The organism is Pseudomonas sp. AC083, assembly GCF_979253165.1.
Map to the genome: position 1 here is coordinate 385124 of NZ_CEEDDH010000003.1, position 22479 is coordinate 407602.

Below are 22479 nucleotides of genomic sequence, written 5' to 3' on the forward strand. Positions count from 1 at the left end.
TATGGAGCCATTGTGGATCGTTATGCTGAATTACGGATCTTTTATGAACCATTGCAAGAAAATTCATATGACCCATACATGCTTTGCAATTCAATGTTGAACGCCCGTTCACAAAGCACATTCAAGATTGCCCCTCCACTGAGTAACGACTAGTATCTCCCATATCGGGAGGAGGCATGGATGCGGATAATTGCAAGAGCGACGCTAAGACAATTTTGGGAAAGCACACCAGCTCATGCTGATGCCCAGACACCTCTCGTTGAATGGTACCGCCATATGGAGAAGGCGATTTATCGAACTCCGCAAGAGGTTAAAGCTGAGCTGCGAACGGCTAGTGTCCTCAAGGGAGCCAGGGTGGTATTCAATATCGGCGGGAATAAATATCGAGTGATTCTGGCGATCGACTACCAACGGCAACTTGGTTTTATCCGCTTCGTTGGGACCCACGCTCAATACGACCAGATCAACGCGGAGACCGTTTAATGAACATCAAACCCATTCGTAGCCCGGAAGACCTGAGCGCAGCATTGCTGCGCATGGAACAGCTGTGGGGTGCAGAAATCGACTCGCCAGAGGGCGATGAGTTGGAAATTCTCGCTCTGCTGATTGAAAAGTATGAGGAGCAGCATTTTCCGATGCCGCCCTCTGATCCCATTGAAGCCATCAAATTCCGTATGGATCAGCAAGGCTTGACGCCGCGGGATCTCGAGCCCTTTATTGGCACCAGTGGGCGTGTTTCGGAAGTATTGAACCGCAAGCGCAAGCTGAGTCTGGCAATGATCAAACGTCTGCACGATGGCTTGCGTATTCCTTATGAATGCCTGCTCGCCAGTGTCTGAAGAAAACTATCGCATGCAAAACCGGTCGCAACGACCGGTTTTTTTTTGCCCGGAAATCAGCGCCGGCTAACCCACCGGCACCACATGATCCAGCACCTGATTCACCGCCAGCTCGCCCAGCATGACGACCTGGGCTATACCGAGCAGGGTTTTGCGCTGGCTGCCGTCGAGCAAGGCGGCGAAGTCGCCGAGCATGACGCTGGCCGAGCCGAGGGACTCGCTGGCGTTGACCAATAGCGACTCGGTGTCGGTGCTCGGGTTGACCTGGAACATGCTGCTGGTCTGGTACGGCGGTGAGCTGGTTTTTGGTGGGATGAGATAGTGGTCGAGGGCGCGTTCGGCGGCTTCGTGGAGTTTTTTCGAATCGAGGGACTCGTACGGAGAGGCCGGATCGGTTTCCGGTGGGTTTGGCGTTACCTTGAACATGGAATCTTCCTGTAGTGGTAACTGCAACCATCCCGCTGCTATACGAAAGGGTGGCAGCTGTACGCAAGTTAGCAGACCGGTAGGAAGTCCAAAACCCGGCGCACCCGAGGGTGCCATGCGCACAGCCACCATCAAGTGCAGGCGAAGCCTGACTGGAAGGTACATGTGCAACCGTTGGTCAATCCTGGCCGGGCTGCTAAACCCGATCACTGGAAATCAGTGACGCGAGCCAAGTTACCGACCGCCCTCCAGGCGCACAAGCCGGCGGATTCTGGCGTACCGGTAGGCAGCGGCGCAAGGTTTTGTAGGCAGCTGGACGTAACGCAATTCAACTTTAAACAGCCATGGCGCACCACGTGTAAAAGCCTGGAAAACAGAAGGAAATTTCCGACGAGTTCAGCGTGAACGAGTTGAAAGGATGCCAGAGGACGATGATGGTGGCGGTGCAGCGGTGATCGGATTTGCATGCGCCAAGAGGCCCCTCACCCTAGCCCTCTCCCGAGGGAGAGGGAACCGACCGGATTGCTTTCAAGGGATGCGCCGACCTGAGATAACGTGGCGAACTCAAGAAAGTTAGAGGCGTGATTCAGCGAGTCGCAACAATAAACAAACGTGGAAACGGCAGCAGCACAGAGCCGTCAGCCAAGGCCGGATAAGCCTCGGCAACTTCCGTCAGATACCGCTGCAGATACTGCGCCCGTTCCTCCTCGGTCAACGGGTTCAGAAACGGAATCAAACCACTGCCCTTGAACCACTCCACCACCCCCGCCGCCCCGTCCCGAAGCTGATGGTGATAGGTGGTGCGCCACACATCGACCCGCGCGCAGTGCGGCCGCAGCATTGAAAAATACTCACTGGCACTGGCCATGTCGGTACGCTGCCCGGCAGCGTCTGCGAGCTTGCTCGCCCACGGCCCATTGGCGGCGACTTCACGCATCAAGCGGTGGGACGGTTCGTTGAGGTTGTCCGGCATCTGGATCGCCAGGCTGCCACCATCTGAAAGCTTGCTCGCCAGGGCTGGCAGCAACGAAGCGTGATCAGGCACCCATTGCAACACCGCGTTGGCGAAGATCACATCGAACGGGCCTTCGTCGGCCCATTTGTCGACCTCGGCCACCTGAAACCGCACCTCAGGCAAGCGCTTGCGCGCGGCGGCAATCATGTCCGCCGAACTGTCGAGGCCACTGACGCTCGCATCGGGAAAACGCTGCACCAGCAACTCGGTGGAATTGCCCGGTCCGCAACCAATGTCCACCACCGCCCGGGCGTGCGCCGTGGGTATCGCCGCCAACAGATCACGGGCCGGACGGGTGCGTTCATCTTCGAAAGCGACGTACTGCTTGGCAGACCAACTCATTGCGTTCTCCTGTCGGGGTTTCCTGTCGACTGCCGACACGATACAGCGACTTGCGCGGTACGCCTTCACTACCAAAGTCCTGCACCGAAACTTGTAAACAGAATTTTCAGCGCAACGCCGATGTCTGAATTTCAAGCTCCCAAAACAAGGACTCCCATCATGAAATTCGCAAAAATTGCCCAAAAACTTGCCCTGTGGGCCGGTAGCCCGAAGACATTCATGGGGGCGTTGATTCTGATCGGGTTGTGGGGTTTGAGCGGGCCGATTTTTGGTTACAACGACACTTGGCAACTGATCATCAATACTTCGACGACGATCATCACGTTTCTGATGGTGTTCCTGATTCAGAACACGCAAAACCGCGACACCGACATTCTGCACTTGAAACTCGATGAGCTGCTGCGGGTGAACAAGGAAGCGCAGAACGCGATGCTCGGGCTGGAGGCGCTGGATCTGAAGCAGCTTGAAGCGCTGCGCCGGCATTACCGCGCGCTGGGTGAGAATCAGGTGTTTGATCTTGAGGGGCTTGGCGACAAGAGCAAGCCAAAACAGGATTTGAATGAGTGCTGAAAAGACTTCGGCCGCACCTGCATCACTTCATGCAGGGCGGCCGATTTCTGATGACTGCTGAATTTTAGCGACTGGCCTGCAACGCTCGAGCTTTCTCCAGATGGCTTTGCAGTTTCGGCAAGGTCTCATCGGCAAACGCTTTGATTTCCGGCACATCGGTGGTCTGTGCCTGTTGCTCGATCTGGGTAATGGCCTCTTCGGTCGCCTTGACCTGACTGGCAGCGTAGGCCTGATCGAATGTGGTGCCGTCCTTCACTTCCGGCATCAGCTCTTTTGCCTTGTCAGCGAGTTCTTCGCGGGGGGCAACCGGCAGGTCGAGCTTCTTGGCGATTTTCGCCAAATGCTGGTTGGCCGTGGTGCGGTCGTTGATGACAACAATGGTGTAATCCTTGACCTCTTTGGATTCGGTTTTGCCGTGGGCCTGACGGCTGGCTTCGATGTCAGCCATGCCTTTGGCGGAGGCATCGTTGATGAATTCGGCAGGCGACTGGGCGAACGCAGTGCTGGCGCACAGGCCCAGCAGAGTCGCAAAACTGGCATTACGTAAACGGGTGGCCATCCGGCTCATGGTCGCGCCCTCCTTCGTTGAAAATTCAAGCGGGCCGTGATTCGCCCGCTGCTCAAATAGTCGCGGCGGACAATGGTCCGCCTCAGTTAAGAAGGCTTTGGCGTTCAAAGGTTTAGAAAATCCGCCGAGGCCGCGACGAACGGTGCGCTCGCTTTAGATGCCCAAGGCCCGATGATTCAGGCGTTTGGCCGCATACATGGCTTGATCGGCATGCCGGAACAGTTGCTGTTCTTCTTCACCGTGTTCAGGAAAGCGCGCCACGCCGATGCTCGGTTCGATACGCAGGTCATGGCCGTCGAGGCGCATGGGCTGCGCCAGCACCTGACGGATTTTTCCGGCGACACTGTCGGCATCTTCGGCGGCATGCACGCTATGCAACAGCACGACAAACTCATCGCCACCGATACGCGCCACAGTGTCGGTTTCACGCACGCAGCCTTTCAGCCGATTGGCCACGGTTTGCAGGAGCATGTCACCGACGGCATGGCCATGGGTGTCGTTGACCTGTTTGAAGCGATCCAGATCGACATACAGCAGCGCCATGTGTCCGTGCACGGTTCGCGCATGGGCCAGCGCAGCCCTGAGCCGATCACGCAGCAGTTCGCGGTTGGGCAGTTGCGTCAGTTGATCGTATTGCGCCATGCGCTTGAGCCGCGCATGCAGTTGCTGGCGTTCGATGGCCGTGGCGACTTGTGCGCAGACGTATTGCAGCAGTTCCTTGTCCTGCTCGGTGTAGCGTTCGCCGCCAGCGAGGCTTTTGACAATCAAGGCGCCGATGGTGCCGTTTTTTGAGCTCAGCGGTACGCCGAGCCAGCAAGGCGCGTTTTGTTCCGCGACCAGCGCAGCGAAGTCGGGCGTGGCATCGGCGCTGTCCGGGGTCAGCAACATTGGCTGGCCGCTGCGGATCACTTGCGCGCAAAGCCGTCCGATGACCGTGCCGGGCTGCTCGGGCTGCAATTCGTGATCGTCGACGTGATAGGGAAAATTCAGCTGCGCGCAGTGTTCGTCGTACAGCGCCACAGAAAAATTCAGCGCCGGCAGCCACTCGCCAATGAGCAAATGGACGCGTTTGAACAGCGCCAGCAAATCTTCCGCCGCATGCGCCGCCTCGGAAATTGCGTACAACGCCGCTTGCCGCGATTCGGCCTGCTTGCGCTCGGTGATATCGCGGGCGACGGCGATGCGCAGTTGGTCGACCTCCGACCAGCGCGCCGACCAGGAAATATGCGCGACGCTGCCGTCCTTGCGCAGGTAGCGGTTCTCGAAATTGTGCTTCGGGTCGCCGCCCATGATTTCGCCTGCGGCCGCGAGGGTGCGCTGGCGATCGGCCGGGTGCACCAGCTCGATCATCGAGCGGCCGATCAGTTCGTCAGGCGTGTAGCCGAAAATCCGCTCGCAGGCAGCGCTGACAAAAACGAAACGGCCCTGTTTGTCGACCGCGCAAACGGCGTCCAGCAACAGGTCCATGTAGCTCGCCAGCGGCGCAGGGTTAGGGCTTTCCATGGTTCTACGGGATGTCCGCACAGTGCAGCGATTTCAATCGTCCGTGATCGTGGTTGCGCGTCCCTGCCATTTCATCAAGTCTTGTTCGGCAGCAGCCCCGGCAGCGCGTGCATCAACGCATTGATGGCGAAGCCAATAAACATCACGCCGCATAAACGGGTGATGAGCAGTTCATGACGCTGATACACCGTGCGCACCCGCTGCGCGCCGACCACGCCGATGAGGATAGCGTAAGCCAGCGCACCGCCGATAAAGCTCAGGGCGATCAGCGCCGGCAGCATCGACCAATTGAGCAGTTCGGCGCGGCTCGACAGCAGCGCCGTGAAGGTCGCCACCGCCACCGGGTAGGCCTTGGGATTGGTCAGGCCGAAGACGATACCGTGCCAGAACGGCTGCCGCGCCGCCCCTTGCGCCTCGTCGCCATTGCGGCGTTGGGCACGCACCGCACGCCAGCCGAGCCAGAACAGGTACAACGCGCTGAGCACGCCGAGCACATCGAACGCGGTGCTGCCGATTTCCCGCGCACCGACAATCGCCACCAGCGCGGTGCTGCACCAGATCACATCGCCGAGCAGATGCCCGCAGAGAAAACCCGCCCCGGCGCGCCGGCCATGGGCCGCGCCAATCCCGAACACCGCCAGCACGCCCGGCCCGGGGGTGATCCCGTAGATGAAACCCGAAGCCAGAACGGCCAACAGCAATGATGGAGTCATGAGAAACCTGCAAGCGCCAGAACACGTGGCGCAGAGTCTATATCAACAAGATTGAAGCGGATCAGGGTTCGTCGCGGAAACGCATGCCGGGGTACGGTTTCTGCCGACACGCAGCCAGCCGCGACTGCAAATCGCCGACATGGGCTTCCAGCTTGTGGCCGTCGGGGTCGAGAAAGTAGAACGACGCGCCCTCGCTACGGTTGTCTCGCCACTGCGGCACCTGAGCCGATTTCAACGTCTCAACCAGTGAAGTGAAGTCTGCCGCGCTCACGCTCAAAGCGTAATGGGTATAGTCCGCGCCCGGCTCCCCACTGCGCTGAGGATCTTCTGACAAGCACAACCACAGTCCGGGCAGTGACAAATAGGCGCCGTTATCCCACGTCGCTTCGACGTCCAATTGCAGCACATCGCGATAGAACGCCAGACTGCGCTGCAGATCGCGGACGGCCAGGGTCAGGTGGTTAAGACCGGTAAGCATCGAATCAGTAACCTCTGAGGTCTTCGGGAACGACATATTGCTGGCCGTCGTAGATCAGGGTGACCTGGGTGTTCTTCAGGTTGGTGGTTTTCGAAGCGCATTGTTTGCCCGAAGTGAAAGACTTCATCAACGAACCGCTGGAACTGACGATCAGATCCGCAAACCCGTTGTGGCTGGATGAGCCGATTTCGACAGTCCTGCGAATGCGTGTGTCTCGCGTATCGCACTCCCCGGTACCCTCACCGAAATCCTTGCGCACCACCAAGCCTTCCAGCACTGGGCGTAAGCGATTGCCTTCGCGAACATACAAAGCCAGGTCGGTTTTGGAGTACGGATTCGCTCTGGAACCGTGGCTCATGAACGTCGATCGCAGCCCGAACGCACGGACATCCGCCGTTAAGCGGTAACGCGCCGTATCGATGATCAGATCATCGAAGCTGATCGCATCGGAGTTGTAAGCGCCGGGTTTGGCATAACTGGCGACTGTGTTGCCCGTCGTGGCGTTGATTACTGACAGTGCCAGATCGAACACGCCGTCTTGAGCACCCGCGGAATCGGGAACGAAGGTGGCCTTCGCTGCAATTGATTGAGTGTTGAACGCAGGCCAGATTTTGCAGCGCGAGAGAGTATGGCCGTCGAATTTTTTTACTTCGCAAGCGGCATGGACCTGGGCCGTAAGCGCGAACAAGCCGAGGGCGATATAGATTCGGAGATGCAGATTCATGATTCTTCCTTGAACTATTCGTATCAGTAACACCAGTCACATGCCCTTGAAACCTTGCGGCAAAACGTAGGTTTTGCCGTCATAGCGCAACGTGGTCAGCACCGGCTTTTCGTGGGTAGTTTTCGATTCGCAGGTGTCGGGTGGCCCCTCACCGACCAGCCCCGTGGTGACCGAGCGGACAATGATATCGGCGTAACCATGGGAACTGGTTTTGCCCATCTCAAGCGTACGCACCGTCTCCGAGCGCTCTCCTGCGCAATTGCCATCCCATTCGCCACTGAAGCTGTAGACGACCAAGCGATCCAGCACCGAGCGCAGTTTGTCGCCCTCTTTCACGTAGAGCGACAGCAGGGTTTCATCCAGCGGATTGACGCGCGACGAGCCTTTGAAATGGGCGCGGACGCCGAATGCACGAAGGTCGGGCGTGAGTTTATAACGCGCCGTGTCGAGTTCCAGACTCTCCAGCGCGATGGCATCGGAGAGAAACGCCGACCGCTGATGATAGGTCGCCAGCGGCTTGGGGCTGCCAGCGGTAGTGACGGCCAGAGCCAGATCGTATGAACCCACCCTGCCGTCCTGGTCATAGACGGGATCGGGCACAAACGTCGATAGCGCGGTAATCGTCAGCTGCGGATAAGCCGGCCAGTTCTTGCACAAAGAAAAGTCCGCTTCCCCACTGAGCGCAGGCGGTGTGCAATCGGCCCACGCCTGCCCAGCCATCAACCACCCGCAAAGCGCTACTGCGCTGATCCAAATGGACTTCATTGTCACTTCCCGCTCCTTGAAGATATTTCCAGGCGCGCACTATCCCTTTCTGCATCGGAGGATTCAACAGATCTGGCCAGCGAATCTTCTCATGTGTCTGAAGTCGGAATTCGCGAGCAGGCTCGCTCCCACAGGAAAGCCGCATTACAACGTGGGAGCGAGCCTGCTCGCGAAGGCGTCATCGCCGACGCCGCCGATCTCAATACTTGTCCAGCGTACGCAACTTCTGCGGCAAGCCCCACAGCAGCAACGCTGCGGCGATCAGCGCGGCGACGCCGATGACGTACAGCGCCGGGGTGGTGCTGCCGGTGAGGTCCTTGATGCGTCCGACCATGACCGGGCTGACGATCCCGCCAAATTGCCCCAGGGTATTGATCACCGCGATTCCGCCTGCCGCGCCAGCACCGGCGCCCGCCAGCAGTTTCGGTGGCAGGGTCCAGAAGCTCGGAATCGAAGCGATGATGCCGGCGCCAAGCAGGCCGAGCGCGACGATCAGAAAGGTCGTGTGGCTGGCGAAGATTCCTGCGCTGAAAAAACCGATCGCGCCGACGATCACCAGCCCGGCGACAAACTTGCGCCGCTCACCAGTGGCGTCTGACAAGCGCCCGATCACCACCATGCTGATCGCCCCGCAGATGTACGGAATGGCGGTCAGCAGGCCGATCATCACCGGGCTTTCAGTGCCGGCGCTGCGGATCAATTGCGGTGCCCAGAAATTCAACCCGTAGGACGCGACCTGAATCAGGAAGTAGATCAAACCCAACGTCAGGAACCCGGGAATTTTCAGCGCCGCGAGCAATGAGCCGCCGCTCTTGTGTGGCTCGTGATGGGCGATGCGGCTGGAGAGCAATTTCTTCTCGTCAGCGGTCAGCCAGTGCGCATCCTCGATGCGGTCCTTGAGCTGGGTCAGCACCAAGAAACCGAGGGCGATGCACGGCACGCCTCCGAGCAGGAACAACCAGTGCCAGCCACGCATCTGCAACACGCCGTCGAGGTGTTGCAACACCAACCCCGAAAACGGCGCGCCGACCAGCCCGGCGAATGCCGAGGCAAGAAACAGCATCGAGGTGATGCGGCCACGGAAGTGCTGCGGAAACCACAGGGTCAGGTAATACAGCACGCCCGGAGCAAACCCGGCTTCCATCGCGCCGATGACGAAGCGCAGCGCATAGAACTGCCATTCGCTGTTGACGAAGACCATCGCCGCCGTCGCCACGCCCCACGACATCATGATCCGCGCTATCCAACGTCGTGCGCCGACCTTGTACAGCATCATGTTGCTCGGCACTTCGAACAGCACGTAACCGACCACGAACAGCCCGGCGCCCAAGCCGTACGCGGTGTCGCTCAGGCTCAGGTCGGTCTGCAGCTGGAATTTGGCGAAGCTGATGTTGATGCGGTCGAAAAACGCGAACAGGTAGCAGACCATGATCAGCGGCATCAACCGCCAGGCGACTTTGCTGACCAGGGCTTTTTCGGCGTCGTGATCGACGGACGGATTCACGCCCGCGTCCATTACGTTGAGGCTCATAGATTTTCTCCAGGCGGACTGCCGATGGGCGTCCGATTGTTTTTGTTGTCTGGTGGTGCTGCTGAATGCTTTTGAACTGTGGGAGCGAGCCTGCTCGCGAATGCGCCAGATCAGTCGATACCGATGTTGAATGACACACCGCGTTCGCGAGCAGGCTCGCTCCCACAAGGATTTTGTATCTTCAGGTCGGGGTCGGATGCAGATCGCAATTGCGCCCGGCCTTGGCCAGTTGGCCGGGGACATCGTGGCCCAACAGCGCCGGCAAGCCGCGCGAAAGCTTCAGCAGCAGCGGCAAGTCGATCCCGGTGGGAATGCCGACTTCATCGCACAGGTTCACCAGGTCTTCGGTGCAGATATTGCCCGACGCACCCGGCGCAAACGGACAGCCACCGAGGCCACCCAGCGCCGCATCGAAGCGCCGCGCGCCGGCCTCGTAAGCGGCCAGCACATTGCACAGGCCGAGGCCGCGGGTGTTGTGGAAATGCAGGGTCAGATCGGCCGGCGAAACCCGTTGCAAAACGCGCCGCACCAAGCGATCCACCTGACGCGGGTTGGCCATGCCGGTGGTGTCGGCGAGGCTGATGCCCTGAATGCCGAACTCTTGATAAGCGTCGACGATCTGCAGTACGCGATCCTCATCGATCCGGCCTTCGAACGGACAACCGAAGGTAGTGGCGATGCTGCCGTTGAGGCGCACACCTGAGCCGCTGACAAACGCAACGATGTCAGCGAACGCCGTCAGCGACTCTTCGCAACGCATGCGCATATTGGCCAGGTTGTGGGTCTGGCTGGCGGACATCACCAGATTCAACTCATCGGCATTCGCCGCCAGTGCCCGTTGCGCACCTTTCAGATTGGGGATCAACGCCACGTAAATCACCCCTGGCTGACGCTGGATGCCCGTGAACACCTGCTCGCCGTCACGCAGCGCCGGAATGGCTTTGGGCGAGACGAACGAGCCGGCTTCGATGCGGCTGAATCCGGCCTGCGACAATTGATTGATCAGGGCGATCTTGTCAGCGGTTTCCACCCATGTCGGCTCGATCTGCAAACCGTCGCGGGGCGAGACTTCCTGGACGATCAGGGTTTGCGAATAGTCAGTGATCATTGCACCACCCCCTGGCCTTTCAGACGTTCGATGTCGAGTTCAGTCAGGCCAAGATTGGCGAGAATAGCGTCGGTGTGCTGGCCCAGTTTCGGCCCCGACCAGTTCACCCCGCCGGGGGTCTCCGAGAGTTTGGGGACAATGCCGGGCATCTTCACCGTTGCGCCACCGGGCAACTCGGCATCGAGCAGCATGTCCCGCGCCTGATAGTGCGGATCGGCGACGATGTCAGCCACCGAGTAGATGCGCCCGGCCGGCACTTCAGCGGCTTCGAGGGCGGCCAGTACCTCGTCGATCGGCAGGCTACTGGTCCAGTGTGTGATGGCCGCATCGAGCAAACCGCTCTGCGCCGCGCGGCCGTCGTTGTGGGCGAACTCTTCTGCGCCGGCCAGGTCTGCGCGGCCGATGGTATGCATCAGGCGCTTGTAGATCGGGTCGCTGTTGCCGGCAATCACCACGTAGGCGCCGTCGGCGGTGAGGTAGGTATTGGAGGGCGCGATACCCGGCAGGGCACCGCCGCTGCGTTCGCGGACATAGCCAAGCATGTCGTATTCCGGCACCAGACTTTCCATGACGTTGAACACGCTTTCGGCCAGCGACACATCGACGATCTGCCCACCGCCCTGCCCGGTCTTGACCCGCAACAGCGACATCAGCGCACCAATAACCGCGTGCAACGAGGCCAGCGAATCGCCGAGGCTGACGCCGACTCGCGCCGGTGGCGAATCGGGATTGCCGGTGGTGTAGCGGATGCCGCCCATGGCCTCGCCAATCGCACCGAAACCGGGCCGGTCACGGTAAGGGCCGGTCTGGCCGTAGCCGGAGATACGCACCAGGGTCAGGTTCGGATTCAGCGCATGCAGCACGTCCCAACCCAGACCGAGTTTTTCCAGCGCACCGGGGCGCAGGTTTTCGATGATCACGTCGGCGTCGCCGGCCAGTTGCTTGACCAGTTCGATGCCTTCAGCGGATTTGAGATTGAGTGCCAGGGATTTCTTGTTGCGCGATTGCAGGTACCACCACAGCGACGTGCCTTGGTGCAGCTTGCGCCATTTGCGCAGCGGGTCGCCCTGACCCATGGCTTCGATCTTGATCACCTCGGCGCCGAACTCGGCAAGCATGCGCGCGGCAAACGGCGCGGCGATCAGGGTGCCGATCTCGATCACTTTGATCGCACTCAAAGGGGCAGTCATCGCGGGGTACCTCTTGTTCTTGGAATATGTCGCCAAGGCTAGAGGAACGATGTCTGGACAATCCAGCCGTCTCTCGGCAATGAGCGTTCGCGAAATGCGAATGCTCCGCTGTGATTGCGTGGTGAATTCAGGGCCGCCTTCGCGAGCAGGCTCGCTCCCACAAGGTTCTGTAGTGGTTTCAGATTCTGTGTTCACACAAGTTCAAGGTGGGAGCGAGCCTGCTCGCGAAGAGGCCATCAGCCGCAATAAAGATCTACCGCCCACGCAAATGCTCAAACAACATCCGGCTCACCGGCGACAACCCTGCCTCATCGCGCACCACCACAATCAGCGCGCGATCGGACCAGACATCAGTCAGCGGCACCGCGCGCAAGCCCAGTGCCTGACCAAACAACTCATAGGCTCGCTGCGGCAGAATGCCGATGCCCATGTTCGCCTGGACCATCCGGCACACCGCATCGAACCCCGGCACATGAATGCGAATGCGCAGGACTTTACCGGCCTGCCGCGCGGCCGCATGGGTACGCATGTTGATCGAACTGGCTGCGTGCAAGCCGACGTAATCGCTGTCGAGCGTTTCATCGAAGGCCACCGATTCACGCGCAGCCAACGGATGCTCCGGCAGCATCACCACTACCAGTTTGTCCTGGCGATACAGCGCGCTGTGCAGACCTTTGATGTCGCTGTCGTCGGAGCAGATGCCGAGGTCCGCAACGCCGTCGAGCACGCCCTGAATCACCCCGGCGCTGGGCCGTTCTTCAAGGTCGGTCTTGACCTGCGGATGCTGCGCGGAGAAGTCGCGCAAGTCTTCGGGCAGGAATTGAATGATCGCCGAAAGATTGGCCAGCATGCGCACGTAACCACGCACACCGTGGCTGTGCTCGCCTAGCTCCAGGCCCATCTTTTCCACATTGAAGAGCATCTGCCGGGCGTGGTGCAGCAGGGTTTCACCGGCCGGCGTAAGGATCATCCCTTTGGCCTGACGCACGAACAAAGCGATGCCCAGCGCCTCCTCCAACTCCATCAGACGCTTGCTCGCCGCCGAAACCGCAATGGCTTCGCGCGCAGCCGCACGGGTCAACGTACCTTCCTCGTGGACGGCGACGAACAGTTGCAGAGTGATCAGGTCGAGACGGCGGATCAGGCTTTTTTGCAGCATGGTGGGCTCGAAGGCAGGGTTCATCCGAGCCGGCAGGATAGCCCGGTTTTACCGCTGACTGCTCAGTTGCCCATGCTGGCGCGCTGTTTTGTGACAGGCGCGGTCAGCAAGCGAACCAGCTGCGCGCTGTCGTCCCTGCGACCCAACACCAGGATCGAAGAGCCTTGCAGGCAGGCATCGATGGCTGGCCATGAAATGTCCTTCGCGCCCTCGACATCAAACGAATCATCCACTGCGCCATCGACCAGAAAGCCTCCCGTCAGCAAGCCTCGTGCGCTGCCCGAGGTCTGTCCGACCGCAACGATCCGTTTGCCGGCGATGTCGTCCAGCGCAAACCCTGCTTGCCAACCTCTCAGGTCGAGTTCATGCGCCGTCGGGCTGAGGACAGGATTTTTGAACGCGTCATCCATTTGGCCGGCGTAGGTAATACCACTGATCAACGCGTATTGCAGTCTCGTGCCGTCCGTTGACTCGACCGCCGAACCGAGCAGAAGCAGGCGCTGCGCAGTTTGCACAACGATGTCGGTCACGTGGCTTTCGAGCGGCTTGCCATTACGCTGAAGGTTCAGTAGCAGTACGCCCTTTTCGCCGAAGCCTTCTGCAACTTTCCCGTTGTGGTCGAACGCCATGACCAGTCCCTGGTTGGTTATTTCAGTTTTGCCATGCACGAGAATCAGCCCACCGTCGAGCTGGATGATCCCGGACAGCGAAATGGCCACGCCTGGCAGCGACAGGGGCAGCCAACCGTTGCTGGCGAACGATAAATCGTCCGAGCCGTCGAGATTGAACCTCGTCAACAGGCCACTGCCCTTTTGCGCTGTCACAAACAGCAGCCTGTCCGGCTGCGCAAGCTGCGGATCGGATTTGGCCAGCAGCAGTTGCCCATGGGTGGCCCCAAAGAGTGCCGGAATCCGCATGGGCACAATCCGGTAGCCATTCCTGTCGCCGCCGAACTCGATATCCGGCGAACCGTCGGGCAGAAACCGCGCGATGACTTGCTGGTATTCAAGCGTCTGGTCTTTGACCACGCCAATCACACCGCACATCCAGATCCGTCCGAGCGCATCAACGATCAATGGCCCGCCTTGGGTGAGCGAGCCTGTGCCGAACCGGCCGCTGAGATATCCGTCGGTGCCGAAATCCGGGTCCGGATTGCCATCGGCATCCAGGCGCGCAAGGCCGTAGTACGAATGGCCCGATTGCTCGACGGTAACGCTGACCATGATCTGCCCCGAAGGCGTGATAGACACGCCTTCGGCAATGGTCTTGGCCGCTCCGGGAAATTTCAGCGTTCGCAGACCAAACAGAGCGTCCAGCTCCCCGGCTGACTGCGCGGTTGGGGGCAATGGCGCGGTGGATTCCGGCATGTTCGTATTCTCCTGCGGGATCGACATCGATCCCCTCGCTGAAAGCATTCGACCCGAAGAAGCCACGCCGGACAACTGACACAAATGACAGTTTTTTAGAAGAAAACGAAATTGATCACCGTGCAAAAAAGACTGGAGGACTGGTAGTTCTTACAGGTTCGAATTCAGGCACGTCATGCCAACCTCAGCGTTCAAATCAGCCATGGACGAGAAGAACGATGAGCACTCGCGACGAGCAAATGTCACAACCTGCCCCGGCCCCGACCATCACCTACCCCGAGGAGGCCAGCACGACGGGACCTGCGACATTGTTGCTCGGCAGCGGCATGCCCGATGCGCTTGTACAGGTCTGGAACATTGAAAACACCCATTCGCTCGGTGCAGGGCTGGTCAGCGCAAAGGGACGATGGGCGTTCAGCATCAGCGGCGCCCAGGCTCCAGGCCAGCAGAAGATTCACGCCCACCAGACGTATGCAGGCATCACGTCTGAATGGAGTGACGAGCGCGGATATGAGGTGCGACTGCGGCCCGAAATCGACGTCCCGGGCGTCTTCGTACCGCTTGAGGGAGCGGAGGTAAATGCGCCTGTGATGTTGTCGGGAGATGTCACACGGGCCGAGGGTTTCGTCAGTATTTTCGATCTGGACACTGGCCTGGAGATTGCCAGTGCAGCGGTCGAAAGCGACCGGAAATGGCAAACACCGGCTGCACACTCATTGGCAGTCGGGCAGTACCGTATATCCGCCGTTCACAACATCGCCGGCCAGGTTTCAGATTGGGGCCGTGTGCGGACATTTGCCGTGGTCGCAGAAGCAAGCGAAGGACTGTTCGACTTCGCTCGCCTGCGCGCCTTCATTCAAAACGCGTTGCGGAAAATTTCCTCGATCTGGCGCTGATCTGCCGCCCGTGGATTGGTCACTCCGCACGCATCCTTCAAAGCATTGGCGGCGAGCACCGGGATGTCGCTAAGTTTCGCGCCCAGCTCACGCAGTCCGCCGGGAATCTCGACGTCTTTGGCAAGGTTGCGAATGGCATTGATCGCCGCCTGCGCGCCCTCCTCTGCGCTGAAACCACGAATATCCGCGCCCATGGCGTGGGCGACGTCCCTGAGTCGGTCAGCGCAGACCAGCGCATTGAAGCTCTGCACATGCGGCAACAGCACGGCGTTACAGACGCCGTGGGGCAAGTCGTAGTAGCCGCCCAGCTGATGCGCCATGGCGTGGACAAATCCGAGCGAGGCGTTGTTGAACGCCATGCCGGCGAGAAACTGCGCGTAAGCCATGTTCTCCCGCGCCGCCAGGTCGCTGCCGTCGCGCACAGCCAGACGCAGGTTGCTGCTGATCAGGCTCATGGCCTTCAGCGCACAGGCGTCGGTGATCGGATTGGCGGCGGTCGAGACGTAGGCTTCGATAGCGTGGGTCAGCGCGTCCATGCCAGTGGCGGCGGTCAGCCCTTTGGGCATCGCGACCATTAACTCCGGGTCGTTGACCGACAGCAGTGGCGTGACGTTGCGGTCGACGATGGCCATTTTCACGTGGCGCGATTCGTCGGTGATGATGCAGAAGCGGGTCATTTCGCTGGCAGTGCCGGCGGTGGTGTTGATGGCGATCAGCGGCAATTGCGGCTTGCTCGAGCGGTCGACGCCTTCGTAATCGCCGATCTGCCCGCCATTGGTTGCGCACAGCGCGATGCCCTTGGCGCAATCGTGTGGCGAGCCGCCACCCAGCGACACGACGAAATCGCATTTGCTTTCCTTCAGCAGCCCCAGACCCGATTCGACATTGGCCGTGGTCGGGTTCGGTCTGGCGCCATCGAAGATCACCGAATCGATGTCCTGCATCGCCAGTTTCTCGGCGATCATCGCGGCGACGCCAGCCTTGGCCAGCCCGGCATCGGTGACAATCAGCGCCTTGCGAAAGCCATAATTGCGAATCGCGACCATGGCTTCGTCGAGGCAGCCGCTGCCCATGATGTTGACCGCCGGAATGAAGAAGGTGCTGCTCATCGTGTGTCTCCTGACTGAAGCCGGATCGACTGCCTCGATTCGGCGGGTGCACACAGCATCGACCGATCGGTCACGAGCAATGTTGATCTGGCTCAATGTCCGCTCGTGATAAAGTCGCCGTCCATCTGCCCTTTGTTTTGAGATCGCCCACGCAATGACCGATTTTCTCGATGTCGACGCCACCCTCGAAGACTGGAACGCCTTGCGCGCCGCGAACGATTTCCAGGGTTTGCTGGTGGGCAATGGCGCCAGCCGCGCGGTGTGGGATGACTTCGGCTACGACTCGCTGTTCGAAAACGCCCGTACGGTCGAAGAGAAACCGCTGAGCCCATCGGAACTGGCGGTGTTCGACGCGCTGCAAACCCGCAGCTTCGAGCAAGTGCTGGGCGCCCTGAAAACCACCAGCCGGGTCAACAAGGCGCTGGCGGTCAGCTCGGCGGCGCCGCGCAATCGCTATTACGCAATCAAGGAAGCGCTGATCAACACGGTGCACGCGGTGCACATCCCGTGGCGGCTGGTGCAGCCTTCGACACTGACGGCGCTCAATGCAGAACTGGCGCGCTATCGCACGGTGTTCACCACCAACTACGACCTGCTCAATTACTGGGCGCTGCAACACCCGGGCGAGGCCATCGACGACCTGTTCAACGGCGCAGACGCAAGTTTCGATCTGAGCCAGAGCGCCACCGACAAACCGCGTCTGCTGTACCTGCACGGTGGTCTGCATCTGGTGCGCAATCAGGACGGCACCGCACGCAAACTGACCTCGACCGAGGGCACCCTGCTCGGCAGCTTCGCCATCAACAATACGATCAAGACCCTGGATGACGTGCCGCTGTTCGTCACCGAAGGGCCGAGCACTGACAAGCTCAAGACCATTCGCAGCTCGGATTATCTGTCGTTCTGCTACGAGCAGTTACTGGCCCATGGCGACAGCCTGTGCATCTTCGGCCACGCGCTGGGCGAGCCGGATGCGCATCTGGTGCGCGCGTTGCGCCTGGCCCGACCGAAGTGCGTGGCGGTCTCGATTTATCCGCGCAGCGCCGCGTTCATCCAGCATCAAAAGCGTCACTACGCCAAGGTGTTCGACGGTACCGGGGTTGAGTTGCGGTTCTTTGATGCCAAGAGCCATGCCCTGGGCGATCCGAAATTGTCGGTACCGGTTGAGGTATGAAGCAAGATCAAAAGATCGCAGCCTTCGGCAGCTCCTACATGGAAATGCATTCCAGGTGTAGGAGCTGCCGAAGGCTGCGATCTTTTGATTTCAAAGGCTCATGCCCTGAGCTCAGAGGACAGGCAGGGTCTTGTCCTTGATGACTTTGGTCGGGCCGTTGGCCTTCACGCTGGCGATGCCCTTGTCGCACGCGCCATCTGATGAATACGACTCGCTGCTGCCGATGACCTGGTGATTGGCCGCCTTGAGGTTGAAGTACGGGTGGCCGTCCTTGGTCGATTTTTTCTCGTAACGCTCGTCCAGCGGGCTGTTGGCCTGCACCGAGGCGATGCCGCCGTCGGCGCCGGCGCGGGTGCTGTAGAGCTCGCTGGTCAGAATCGTTTCGGCGTTCGCCGCTTTCAACACGAACCTGAATTGGCCGTTGCTGCTTTTGCTCACTTCGTACCATCCGGACATGTCTGTTTCTCCTGGGGGCGATTGAGAGATTTCGCGCTTCAGAGTAAAGACCAGCAGCCGCGGTCTGTCGCCTGCCTCGACTACAAGGTGATTTTCGTACCGAGCAGACCGAGGAAACCGGCCAGCCATTTAGGATGCGCCGGCCACGCCGGAGCGCTGGCCAGATTGCCCTGAACATGACCATCGGTCACCGGAATGTCGATGTAGGTGCCGCCCGCCAGACGTACTTCCGGGGCGCAGGCCGGATACGCGCTACACTCACGCCCCTCGAGCACACCCGCCGCCGCGAGCAGTTGCGCGCCATGGCAGACCGCTGCGATGGGCTTGCCGGCGTTGTCGAACGCGCGCACCAGTTCGAGGACTTTGTCGTTCAGCCGCAGGTACTCGGGAGCACGACCGCCGGGAATCAGCAGCGCGTCGTAATCGGCTTCGCTGGCCTTGGCGAAATCGAAATTGAGCGCGAACAAGTGACCGGGTTTTTCGCTGTAGGTCTGATCACCTTCAAAATCATGAATCGCAGTGCGCACGGTGCTGCCGGCGGACTTGTCCGGGCACACGGCGTGCACCGTGTGGCCGACCATCTGCAGGGCCTGGAACGGCACCATCACTTCGTAGTCTTCGACGTAATCGCCGACCAGCATCAGAATCTTTTTCGCGGCCATGGGAAAACTCCTCGGGGAAAGGTCTGGGAGTATTCAAGGTAGACCCAAATTGAGCTGCAAGCTGCAAGCTGCAAGCTTCAAGAAAAAGCAGGATCACCCATATCAGGCACACCAGCGTCATGCTTCAACTTGCAGCTTGCCGCTTGAAGCTTGCAGCTGCCTGTTAAGGCATATAGCCGTCAGCGCGCAGCAGTGTTTCCAGGCAGTGTTCGCTGATGTGGTAGAACGCCTTGAGCTCTGCGATCTTCGCCAACAACTGCGTCGGATCGACCGGTTCGGCGCGTTTCACCGCGAGAATCATCTTGTTCTTGTTGGTGTGTTCCAGCGAGATGAACTCGAACACCTTGGTCTCGTAACCACAGGCTTCGAGGAACAACGCGCGCAAGCTGTCGGTGACCATTTCCGCCTGCTGGCCGAGGTGCAAGCCGTATTGCAGCATCGGCTTGAGCAGCGCCGGGCTCTGGATCTGCAGGCGGATCTGTTTGTGACAGCACGGCGAGCACATTATGATCGACGCACCCGAGCGGATGCCGGTGTGAATCGCGTAGTCGGTGGCGATGTCGCAGGCATGCAGGGCGATCATCACGTCCAGTTCGCTCGGCGCCACCGTGCGCACGTCACCGCACTTGAACACCAGCCCCGGATGCTCAAGCTTGGCCGCTGCAGCGTTGCACAGGTTGACCATTTCTTCGCGCAGCTCGACGCCGGTGACTTCGCCCTCGGCCTTCAGCGTGTTGCGCAGGTAGTCGTGAATGGCGAACGTCAGGTAGCCCTTGCCCGAACCGAAATCGGCGACCCGCACCGGTTTGTCCAGCGCCAGCGGCGACGAGGTCAGGGCATGGCTGAACACTTCAATGAACTTGTTGATCTGCTTCCACTTGCGCGACATCGCCGGGATCAGCTCGTGTTGCGCATTGGTCACGCCCAAGTCCTTGAGGAACGGGCGGCTCAACTCAAGAAAGCGGTTTTTCTCGCGGTTGTGCTCGGCGGACGGCGCTTCACGCAATTGCTGAGGTTTGCTCTTGAACAGCGAACTCTTGCCCTTTTTGCTGTATTCCAGCTGCGCTTCGTCGGTCAGCGCCAGTAAATGCGCATTTTTGAACGAGGTCGGCAGCAGACCGGCAATCAGCGCCACGCCCTCGTCAAGCGGCAGGTTCTTGGTGATGTCGCGGGTCTTGTAGCGATAAACAAAAGACAGACACGGCTGCGCCTTGACCGTAACCGGTTTGATGATGACCCGTTGCAGATCCGCTTCTTCACCGACGTACTTGGCCAGCACCAGCTTGATGAAACCGCTGTCGTCGAGGCTGGTTTGCAGCAGCTCGATGAACTGGGCGTGGTGATCGGCGGCCGGTTTGGCGGACGGCGCGGAAGAAGCGGAAACGGACATGGACAAGCGGCCTCGGACGGGCGGAATCGGGAATGGCGGGTATTTTAGGGGGGATGAGGGTTGGGGACACCCTCTTATTTACCCAACGGCAAAATCCATGACACCGACCTTTGTGGCGAGGGGATTTATCCCCGATGGCGCGCGAAGCGGCCCTCTGTGTTCGGCCTTTCAAATCATGTGCGCAGGTTTCGCGACTGCTACGCAGCCGATCGGGGATAAATCCCCTCGCCACAGAGGCCAAATATGCGGGACTGCTTCAGCCCAACACCACCAACCGATTCGGCAACTCGTTCCGCACCTGCGTCATTGGCACGTGCACCTTCAACAACTCACCACACGCCTCCACGCACGTGACGAACCCTTCCAGCGTGCGGCCCTGGCGGACCTGTTCGGTGAACGCTGCGACAATCGCGTCCCAGTTGCTGTTATCCAGCCGTTTGGAAATCCCCTCGTCCACCAGAATTTCCACATAGCGCTCAGCCTCGCAGACAAAAATCAGCATGCCGGTGCTGCCCACGGTGTGGTGGAGGTTCTGTTCGAGAAACTGTCGCCGCGCTAGGTTGGAGGCGCGCCAGTGGCGCACGCGGCGCGGCACTAGATGGGTGGTGATTTTCGGCAGGCGGAACAACAGGCACAGGACGATGAACATGCCCCATTGCACCAACAGCAGGCTGCGCAGGGTCAGCCAGCCCGTGAGGTAGTGGACGATGCCCGGCAACACCAGCGCCAGCAGACTGGCCCAGAGCAGCGGGATGTACGCGTAATCATCGGCGCGGGCAGCGAGCACCGTGACCAGTTCGGCGTCGGTGTCGCGTTCGACCCGGGCGATGGCCTCGGCGACTTTGCGTTGTTCGTGTTCAGTCAGTAATGCCATGTCGAAAAGTGCCTGCTCATTATTCTTTTGATCTCACCAGCCGCCGGACGAACCGCCGCCGCCGAAACTGCCCCCGCCACCGCTGAAGCCGCCACCGCCTCCGCCGCCGAATCCGCCGCCTCCGCCAAAGCCGCCCCCTCCTCCGGAGCCGCCCCGGCCGGCAGGCAGGATACCGAGCATCTGGCAGACAAACACCGTCACGATGAACAACATCACCAGAAACATGAACAGCGCCGGGTGCCGCGAGATGAAATCATCCGCCGGGTCGCCGCTGGATTCGTACACGGTCGACGGTTCGTCCAGCGGATTGCCACCAAGCACCACCAGCATCGCCGCAACGCCATCGCTGATGCCTTTGCTGAAGTTACCGGCCTTGAACGCCGGCGTGATGACCTGATGAATGATCACCGACGCCTGCGCATCGGTCAGGCGATCCTCCAGGCCATAGCCGACTTCGATGCGCAGTTTGCGCTCGTCACGGGCGACGATCAGCAATGCGCCGTTGTTCTTGTCCTTCTGGCCGATGCCCCAGTGCCGACCGAGCTGAACGCCGAAATCCTCGATGGTGGTGCCCTGCAGATCCGGCAGCGTGACCACCACCAATTGCTCGCCGGTGGCCTGCTCGTGCGCCTGCAATTGCTGGCTCAGTTGCGCGCGAATCGATGGCTCGAGCATCTGCGCCTGATCGACCACGCGCCCGCTCAGCGGCGGAAAGGTCAATTCGGCCCGGGCGCTGACGGCGAACAGCCACAGCATCAGCACCAGGCCCAGTTTCAACACACGCATGGGCGACCTCGAATCAGAATTTCACTTCCGGGGCTTTTTCCGCGCCGGGCGTGGTGGCTTCGAAGGTCTCGCGCATTGGCAGATCGCTGTACATCACGCTGTGCCACAGGCGACCGGGGAAGGTGCGGATCTCGGTGTTGTACTTCTGCACCGCCAGAATGAAATCGCGACGCGCCACGGCGATGCGGTTTTCCGTGCCTTCGAGTTGCGATTGCAAAGCGAGGAAATTCTGGTTGGCCTTCAGATCGGGATAGCGCTCGGAGACCACCATCAAACGGCTCAATGCGCCGGTCAGTTGATCCTGTGCCTGCTGGAACTGCTTGAGCTTCTCGGGATTGTCGAGGGTGCTGGCATCGACCTGAATCGACGTCGCCTTGGCTCGCGCTTCAATCACTGCGGTCAGGGTTTCCTGCTCATGGGCGGCATAGCCCTTCACGGTTTCCACCAGATTGGGGATCAGGTCGGCACGGCGCTGGTACTGGTTCTGCACCTGACCCCAGGCGGCTTTGGCTTGTTCGTCGAGGGTCGGGATATTGTTGATGCCGCACGCGGTCAACAGCGTGGCGAACACCAGCAACGTGGCGATCTGTAACCGTGAACGGGAGGTTGAGCTGATATTCATTGCAGTGATGCTCCATGACACATTTGATTTAAAAACCGAGCGCTGGGCATTCCCGGCCAGCGGTTGGGGCATAATCGGCGCCGCCACTGGCATGCGACGGGTTAATCGGCTAAAAAGTGCCCTTCGCGTTCACGTTGCCGCTGTCGGCTGCGGTTTTCCGGCTCAGGATTTTGCGCCGGCACCCGAACAACAATAGTCGCTCCCTACATTTT

Annotated in this window: 25 protein-coding genes; 5 read left to right on the forward strand and 20 right to left on the reverse strand. The window is 60.0% G+C overall.

Translation table 11 applies throughout. The features are described from left to right. The first annotated feature begins 180 nt into the window (after window positions 1-180). A complete protein-coding gene (locus tag AC0IXA_RS07955; RefSeq protein WP_252887441.1) occupies window positions 181-483 on the forward strand; it encodes a type II toxin-antitoxin system HigB family toxin in 303 nt (100 codons plus the stop codon). Beyond that, complete coding sequence (locus AC0IXA_RS07960; RefSeq protein ID WP_252887440.1) at window positions 483-839, forward strand: helix-turn-helix domain-containing protein; 357 nt, start codon at window positions 483-485, stop codon at window positions 837-839. Before AC0IXA_RS07955 ends, AC0IXA_RS07960 begins: the two co-directional genes overlap by 1 nt. Before the next feature lie 66 nt (window positions 840-905). Here AC0IXA_RS07960 and AC0IXA_RS07965 read toward each other — a convergent pair whose 3' ends face one another. Beyond that, complete coding sequence (locus AC0IXA_RS07965; RefSeq protein ID WP_341638669.1) at window positions 906-1265, reverse strand: DUF6124 family protein; 360 nt, start codon at window positions 1263-1265, stop codon at window positions 906-908. A 586-nt stretch (window positions 1266-1851) separates the two neighbouring features. Further along, window positions 1852-2622: a trans-aconitate 2-methyltransferase gene (gene tam / locus AC0IXA_RS07970; RefSeq protein WP_341638668.1), complete on the reverse strand. Its 771-nt coding sequence runs from the start codon at window positions 2620-2622 to the stop codon at window positions 1852-1854. A 159-nt stretch (window positions 2623-2781) separates the two neighbouring features. Here tam and AC0IXA_RS07975 point away from each other — a divergent pair, with 159 nt between their 5' ends. Continuing rightward, window positions 2782-3192 carry a low affinity iron permease family protein gene (locus AC0IXA_RS07975; RefSeq protein WP_016771301.1) on the forward strand — a complete coding sequence of 137 codons (411 nt, stop codon included), beginning with the start codon at window positions 2782-2784 and terminating at the stop codon, window positions 3190-3192. A 64-nt stretch (window positions 3193-3256) separates the two neighbouring features. On the opposite strand, the gene AC0IXA_RS07980 is transcribed toward AC0IXA_RS07975, so the two are convergent. The 11 genes from AC0IXA_RS07980 to AC0IXA_RS08030 form a co-directional block, all read right to left on the reverse strand. Further along, complete coding sequence (locus AC0IXA_RS07980) at window positions 3257-3760, reverse strand: DUF4142 domain-containing protein (protein WP_341638667.1); 504 nt, start codon at window positions 3758-3760, stop codon at window positions 3257-3259. A 153-nt stretch (window positions 3761-3913) separates the two neighbouring features. Continuing rightward, window positions 3914-5263: a sensor domain-containing protein gene (locus AC0IXA_RS07985; protein ID WP_341638666.1), complete on the reverse strand. Its 1350-nt coding sequence runs from the start codon at window positions 5261-5263 to the stop codon at window positions 3914-3916. 74 nt (window positions 5264-5337) lie between these two features. Then, on the reverse strand, window positions 5338-5976 hold the full coding sequence (locus AC0IXA_RS07990; RefSeq protein ID WP_071174649.1) for a LysE family translocator: 639 nt from the start codon (window positions 5974-5976) through the stop codon (window positions 5338-5340). Between the two features lie 61 nt (window positions 5977-6037). Further along, entirely contained in the window at window positions 6038-6454 is a 417-nt protein-coding gene (gene fos / locus AC0IXA_RS07995) for a fosfomycin resistance glutathione transferase (protein WP_129998874.1), read from the reverse strand. A gap of 4 nt (window positions 6455-6458) precedes the next feature. Further along, entirely contained in the window at window positions 6459-7178 is a 720-nt protein-coding gene (locus tag AC0IXA_RS08000; RefSeq protein ID WP_341638665.1) for a PA3715 family protein, read from the reverse strand. A 36-nt stretch (window positions 7179-7214) separates the two neighbouring features. Further along, window positions 7215-7949: a PA3715 family protein gene (locus AC0IXA_RS08005; protein WP_341638664.1), complete on the reverse strand. Its 735-nt coding sequence runs from the start codon at window positions 7947-7949 to the stop codon at window positions 7215-7217. A 193-nt stretch (window positions 7950-8142) separates the two neighbouring features. Continuing rightward, a complete protein-coding gene (locus tag AC0IXA_RS08010; protein ID WP_341638663.1) occupies window positions 8143-9474 on the reverse strand; it encodes an MFS transporter in 1332 nt (443 codons plus the stop codon). Window positions 9475-9655: 181 nt separating this feature from the next. After that, the gene (locus AC0IXA_RS08015) at window positions 9656-10582 is read right to left on the reverse strand and encodes a hydroxymethylglutaryl-CoA lyase (protein WP_341638662.1); all 927 of its coding nucleotides are present in this window, start codon (window positions 10580-10582) and stop codon (window positions 9656-9658) included. Then, complete coding sequence (locus tag AC0IXA_RS08020; protein WP_471812505.1) at window positions 10579-11772, reverse strand: CaiB/BaiF CoA transferase family protein; 1194 nt, start codon at window positions 11770-11772, stop codon at window positions 10579-10581. The genes AC0IXA_RS08015 and AC0IXA_RS08020 overlap by 4 nt, the downstream gene beginning before the upstream one ends. Before the next feature lie 253 nt (window positions 11773-12025). After that, window positions 12026-12931, reverse strand: a complete 906-nt coding sequence (locus AC0IXA_RS08025; RefSeq protein WP_471812507.1) for a LysR family transcriptional regulator — start codon at window positions 12929-12931, stop codon at window positions 12026-12028. Window positions 12932-12993: 62 nt separating this feature from the next. Further along, complete coding sequence (locus AC0IXA_RS08030; protein ID WP_471812509.1) at window positions 12994-14298, reverse strand: NHL repeat-containing protein; 1305 nt, start codon at window positions 14296-14298, stop codon at window positions 12994-12996. A 218-nt stretch (window positions 14299-14516) separates the two neighbouring features. On the opposite strand from AC0IXA_RS08030, the gene AC0IXA_RS08035 reads away from it, so the two are divergent. Further along, a complete protein-coding gene (locus AC0IXA_RS08035) occupies window positions 14517-15194 on the forward strand; it encodes a hypothetical protein (RefSeq protein WP_471812511.1) in 678 nt (225 codons plus the stop codon). Here AC0IXA_RS08035 and yiaY read toward each other — a convergent pair. Beyond that, complete coding sequence (gene yiaY / locus AC0IXA_RS08040; RefSeq protein WP_471812513.1) at window positions 15155-16303, reverse strand: L-threonine dehydrogenase; 1149 nt, start codon at window positions 16301-16303, stop codon at window positions 15155-15157. The two genes, AC0IXA_RS08035 and yiaY, sit on opposite strands and share 40 nt — an antisense overlap. Window positions 16304-16457: 154 nt before the next feature. Between yiaY and AC0IXA_RS08045 the strand changes: the two genes are divergently transcribed. Then, window positions 16458-17477: a DUF4917 family protein gene (locus AC0IXA_RS08045; RefSeq protein WP_471812515.1), complete on the forward strand. Its 1020-nt coding sequence runs from the start codon at window positions 16458-16460 to the stop codon at window positions 17475-17477. Between the two features lie 111 nt (window positions 17478-17588). Here AC0IXA_RS08045 and AC0IXA_RS08050 read toward each other — a convergent pair whose 3' ends face one another. From AC0IXA_RS08050 to AC0IXA_RS08075, 6 genes are all read right to left on the reverse strand, one after another. After that, window positions 17589-17933 (reverse strand): YegP family protein, encoded by a 345-nt coding sequence (locus tag AC0IXA_RS08050; RefSeq protein ID WP_073475813.1) that lies wholly within the window; start codon window positions 17931-17933, stop codon window positions 17589-17591. Window positions 17934-18013: 80 nt separating this feature from the next. Next, the gene (locus AC0IXA_RS08055) at window positions 18014-18595 is read right to left on the reverse strand and encodes a DJ-1/PfpI family protein (protein ID WP_206420922.1); all 582 of its coding nucleotides are present in this window, start codon (window positions 18593-18595) and stop codon (window positions 18014-18016) included. Between the two features lie 163 nt (window positions 18596-18758). Further along, window positions 18759-19985 carry a class I SAM-dependent methyltransferase gene (locus tag AC0IXA_RS08060; RefSeq protein WP_471812517.1) on the reverse strand — a complete coding sequence of 409 codons (1227 nt, stop codon included), beginning with the start codon at window positions 19983-19985 and terminating at the stop codon, window positions 18759-18761. Between the two features lie 256 nt (window positions 19986-20241). Then, the gene (locus AC0IXA_RS08065; RefSeq protein WP_471812518.1) at window positions 20242-20859 is read right to left on the reverse strand and encodes a TPM domain-containing protein; all 618 of its coding nucleotides are present in this window, start codon (window positions 20857-20859) and stop codon (window positions 20242-20244) included. Window positions 20860-20892: 33 nt separating this feature from the next. Further along, window positions 20893-21645 carry a TPM domain-containing protein gene (locus tag AC0IXA_RS08070; RefSeq protein WP_471812520.1) on the reverse strand — a complete coding sequence of 251 codons (753 nt, stop codon included), beginning with the start codon at window positions 21643-21645 and terminating at the stop codon, window positions 20893-20895. 13 nt (window positions 21646-21658) lie between these two features. Then, window positions 21659-22267 (reverse strand): LemA family protein, encoded by a 609-nt coding sequence (locus tag AC0IXA_RS08075; protein ID WP_024011957.1) that lies wholly within the window; start codon window positions 22265-22267, stop codon window positions 21659-21661. Between the last annotated feature and the right edge of the window lie 212 nt (window positions 22268-22479).